At 60.3% G+C, this 4,706-nt stretch carries 5 protein-coding genes; 2 read left to right on the top strand and 3 right to left on the bottom strand.

All coding sequences use genetic code 11. From position 1 onward, the window contains the following. On the top strand, positions 1 to 946 hold a 946-nt coding region (locus tag FWD29_09790; GenBank protein MCL2804220.1), incomplete at its 5' end, for a hypothetical protein. A 67-nt stretch (positions 947 to 1,013) separates the two neighbouring features. Here the strand turns inward: FWD29_09790 and FWD29_09795 are convergent. From FWD29_09795 to FWD29_09805, 3 genes are all read right to left on the bottom strand, one after another. Then, the gene (locus FWD29_09795; protein ID MCL2804221.1) at positions 1,014 to 1,541 is read right to left on the bottom strand and encodes a hypothetical protein; all 528 of its coding nucleotides are present in this window, start codon (positions 1,539 to 1,541) and stop codon (positions 1,014 to 1,016) included. A 474-nt stretch (positions 1,542 to 2,015) separates the two neighbouring features. Beyond that, entirely contained in the window at positions 2,016 to 2,921 is a 906-nt protein-coding gene (locus FWD29_09800; GenBank protein MCL2804222.1) for a DsbA family protein, read from the bottom strand. A 304-nt stretch (positions 2,922 to 3,225) separates the two neighbouring features. Continuing rightward, positions 3,226 to 3,738 (bottom strand): protein kinase, encoded by a 513-nt coding sequence (locus FWD29_09805; GenBank protein ID MCL2804223.1) that lies wholly within the window; start codon positions 3,736 to 3,738, stop codon positions 3,226 to 3,228. A gap of 692 nt (positions 3,739 to 4,430) precedes the next feature. Between FWD29_09805 and FWD29_09810 the strand changes: the two genes are divergently transcribed. Next, the coding region (locus FWD29_09810; GenBank protein MCL2804224.1) for a hypothetical protein at positions 4,431 to 4,706 on the top strand (276 nt) is incomplete at its 3' end.

Genomic DNA, 4,706 nt, shown 5'->3' on the forward strand with positions numbered 1-4,706 from the left:
CGGCAGCACAGTCCCGTCGCTTCAGGAACAAGCGAACCAAGTGGCTTCAGCCCTCCAAGGGCTTGCCACCGACCCGGTGGCTCTTGTTTCGGGCCAGGCCAGTGACGAGTTGCGCGACAAGGTCGCGGAGTTCTTTGTGCCGGGATCGAAAGTGAGTCCGGACGTCAAGTCGTGGGCACCTGATGGTCCTAACAAGGGCACTATGGTTGTCACCGTGGAACCGCCTGACCAGGAGCCACAGGAAATCACTATTGTCGTCATTATCGAAGACTCGGACTGGAAGATCTCTGACATTGTCCCGGAGGAACCGCCTGCTTCGCCGAGCGATCCCCCCTTGACCGATCCCAAAGAACTCTACGAGGAAGTGTTCTCGCAGTACCGCATTGCCATCGCGAACGATTTCTACAGAGACGACTTCGACGGAGACCATGTTACTGGTACATTCCTTGCCGGCGAGTTATTGATGGCATCTGGCTACGATGATCCGTCGGAATTCTGTGTCTACTTTGCGTATTTCGACATTGATGACAATGGGGTTCCCGAACTGCTGATCGGGGCCGAAAACCCTGGTCTCCAGGGCTTGATCGTCAAATATGATTTGTTTAGCTGGGCCGATGGGGAAGTGTATCGTCCGCTGGGCGACGATTACCTTGGGGATCGAACACATTTCACGATTCACGATGGAGGGGTAATAGCGGTATCTGCGAGCGGCGGCTGGCAGACGCATGGCTGGTCTTTTTACACGATCTCCGAGGACGGCCGCTCGTCAGTTCTGCTGGACTATGTCCACGAGGAGGGCACGGAGCACTCTAGGGGGTTGGACTGGGAAGAGGTGATTTCCGAGGAGGAGTTTTTGGCGATCGTGAGGAACCACACTGGCCAGGATCCTTGGGAGTTGACCGACGATTTCACATTCGACTGGACTGAGCTGACCGCAGTCGGCTGACATAAAAAGCAATGGCGGGGACCAAAAGGAAGGTGGGCGTTAGGCACAGCCCAACTCCAATATGCCGCTACCAGTAGTATTCCCATGGGCTGGACGATGCGACCAACGTGGTCGCCAGTATTAGGAAAAGCAGGAATCCAACAATGCAGATGACCCCGATCACAACAGATGGTGTGTATTTCTTGGACGCAGCAACAGCTCCTATGCCAAGCCCGCCCGCGAAAAGTGCGAAAACGATTGATACCCAGCCCCAGAACTGGAAACGGTAGATGAACTCGTCCGGGACGTAGCGCCAGTAGTAGGAGGTGTAGTAGTTCCTAGCGTAGGCGCCAATGAAATACGCCGCCATTGATACGAACAGGTTCGCCAAACCACTGATGCTGATTCCAAAGGCTGGCCGGAGAGGGCGTACTAACTGCGGCACCAACTGGCCAGGCAAGGGGCCGGAGGCCGGGGGCCGGAAGCTCGGAAGGAGAGCCGCTGGCTGTTCCGGTGGCCGGCCGGGGGCCGATGGCGCAGCGCGAGGGAGGTAGTACGATTCGCCCAACACCGGCGGGAGTGCGACATCGGTGGCAACTTCGGTCTTGTATTCCACTGGCTGCCTCGGCGCCGGTCCTGATGGCTCTATATGCCCGCTGTCAGCGGTCGTGCGACGGGGCGGTGCAAGGCGGGTCATGTCCGGGTCGTCGATCAGTTCTGGGCCTTGATTACCATTGACTCCGGCGGGCAACAGAGAAGGTGGTGCTTCGGGGCCAGCGGTAGTGGGCTGGTCCGGCCCGTCCGGTGCGACGGCCCCCAGGGACATGGGGATCGCCTCTACGGCGTTGTCGAACAGGTCTCCACCGCAACCAATGCAGAAGCGGTGCCCCGGGGTAACCGCTTTTCCACACTCCGGGCAGAATCGGGTTTCACCAGGATCCACTGTCGTCACCGTCCTCGAAAATGGGTGATTGTCTCCGTCGCCGATCCTGCCAGGATGTGGCTCCAGCGAAAATGGGGACTACTCCCCATCGGCGACCGAAGGTCACAATGACGCGACCGGGTATGGCTGTTTTTCTGCCATCAGTGCTCACCACACGAGCGGCTCGCCAGCACGCGTCTTTTCGACAGCAAGCTCAAAGCCAACCCATCCGTATGACATGAACTCCTGTCGCTTGTTACCGCTGGTCAGGCCCATGAAGATGGCTGGGACTGCTGGCTGGACGCCCCACATAAACAGCTCGCTGGTGTAGGTCACCCAGGTTTCAAATACTGGGTCGGCTAGCTTGTCAAGGGCGGCCTGGCTGACACCGGCGTTCTTGGCGGTTGTGGCAATCTGCCCGTCTGAGCGGGTGTCTTGGCCTTCTGTTGGCTGGGCATCAAACATGGCCATGACGAAGGGCAGGAAGTTGGCCGGATCATGTTTGGCCACGGCGGCGGCGGCCATGGCGGCACGGGTCGAAAAGCGGTCGGCGTTATGGGATCCGTCCCCCAGAGCAACGATGTGATACTCAAGCTGGATCTGGCCGTCTTGGGCTAGGCTTGACAGCTCCTTTTCGAACTGCTTTTCGAAGTTGCCGCACGAATGACTCATGAAGTCGGTGTAGATAGCGACAGTGACCACGTCGTCGCCTTCAGCTGCCGGTCCGCCGGGTACAAGGTCCGTGCCCAGTAAGATGCCGCCATACTCCAACGCCCCCAAAGGTGTAACGGGCAGGCCGGCCAGCCTGCTGTCCTGGCTGACCATATTTGAAGGGCTGCCCCAGGTGACAATGGCAGCGAACACTGCTACAGCCAGCACCGCCGCCACCAGGGGGGCAGCGACCACTGTCTTGCGCCGGCGCAGAGGCGGTTGGGGGCTGCGCTTCGCGGGCGATGCGCCAAATGTGTCCAGGTCGTCTGGTTCCTTGTCTTCGCAAGATAGTGTTTCTCCGGTGTCTTCATCAGGCGGGTCGGTTGCATGGTGACGGCCGGGCTGGATGATAGTTTGGGCCAACTCGGTATTGCCGACGTCGATTAGCTCGGCAGGTTCGGCTTGATCGGTGGGGCCGATTCGCAGGTCGGGGTCGGTCAGCCGGGGGCGCGCGGGCGCGCAACTGTCGCGTCATCGTCATTGTGAGCTGGCGACACCGGATCGATTTCGTCTTGGATAACCATCTGGGCGATATCTATGGCGAGCCCAGCCTGGACCTGCTGTCATGCCCTGCCAAAGGCGAGAGCAGTGGCGTAACGACGCTCAGGGTCTTTGGCCATCGCCACGGCTAAGACTCGTTCCAGGCTGTCAGGGCAATCGGCCCGACCTATTGGAGGCAACTGGTCCTGTTCGATCCGTCCATTTGAGCTGTGGGTGTGTTGTCCCCGCCGGGAACCTCAAGCGGCGCCCGCCCAGTAAGCAACGAGTAGATAGTTGCGGCCAGGCCCCAGACATCACTTTGCGGACCGGCCCACGGTGGCGCAGCAAATGCCTCGGGCGCTGACCAGGGCACCGACACGCCCTCCACCCCGTCAGCGGCTTGTTGGACCGGCGCGTCGATACCGAAATCTGCCAGTGCTGTATTGCCATACTGGGTCACAAGGATGTTGGCTGGTTTGATGTCCCGGTGTAGTACACCGGCGCGGTGGGCGGTTTCGGCCGCACCTGCGATCTCTACCCCGATCTGCAACACTTCGCTAACCGAACGGCGGATGGTTCGCGAACCGGAGTTCAGCGATGATCTGGGGCAGTGCTCCATGGCCAGGTAAGGTCGACCGTAATCGGTCAAACCGCTGCCAAAGACCGTCACAACGTGTGGGTGGGCCGAAAGCTCAGCCACCGTGTCCGCCTCGACCCGTAGCCGCTCAACCGCTTCGTGACTAACGGCCTTAGCGGTAAGAAACTTTTAGTGCGGTCTTTCGCCTGGGACTGTCCTGCTGGTAGAGGAAGACCTCGGCAAATCCGCCTCGCCCAAGCGACTGGATCGGCTCGAAACCCTGGATTCGCCGGGCGGTTGGGGCAGGTGACGCGGCTGGCACAGAACCTACCTCTTCGCTGCGACTATGGGACTACGCGATGGGCTGAAGAGCCCGCCCGAGCAGGCATCGCCAACGGCTAGACCGATTGTAGCCAAGTGGAGCCGTTGAGCTTCGGTGGCCGGTCTACCAAGACTGCGCCATACCCGGGCCGCGCGGGGCCAGCCTTTGCGCATGTTTGCTCGCGTAAGTGCGGCGCGTTGAGACCTGGTTCGATGCGCCCGGAAGTGGAACGGTCTGGTGAATGGCATCTGGACTACGGTATTGCATGTGCAGTGTCGTGTGGCAAGCCCTGAGCCAAAGAGAAAAGTGATCGACAGCCGCAAGGCAGGATTTTTGCCTTTCCCCAACCCCATCCAGGGTGACGGCGACGGCGTCCTGGGCAAAGGCGGCCACTCGGAGAACGGCATCGGAACTGGTTTCGGGTGTCTTGGCCGATGGCGTTGGGTCGCCGCTTGGCGAGGACTGGCCGTGTGTTACTGAGACGAGGATCATCGTGAAGACAACTAGGACCTTTCTTTCAGCCGGAGCGGCTTTGACACTGGTGCTGTGCCTGGTGGCCTGCGGCAGCAATGCTCCGTCTCAGGAACAGGCCAAGCAGGTGGCTGCCGCCCTTGAAGGACTCGCAACCGACCCTGTGGCGCTTGTTTCGAGCAAGGCCAGTGCCGAGGCGCGTGACCAGGTCGCGCAGCTGTTTGTACCTGGCTCGAAGGTGAGCCCGGACGTGGGGTCGTGGGCACCTGATGGTCCTGACAAGGGCACCATGGTTGTC

The organism is Micrococcales bacterium (assembly GCA_009784895.1).
In the GTDB taxonomy this organism is placed as follows: domain Bacteria; phylum Actinomycetota; class Actinomycetes; order Actinomycetales; family WQXJ01; genus WQXJ01.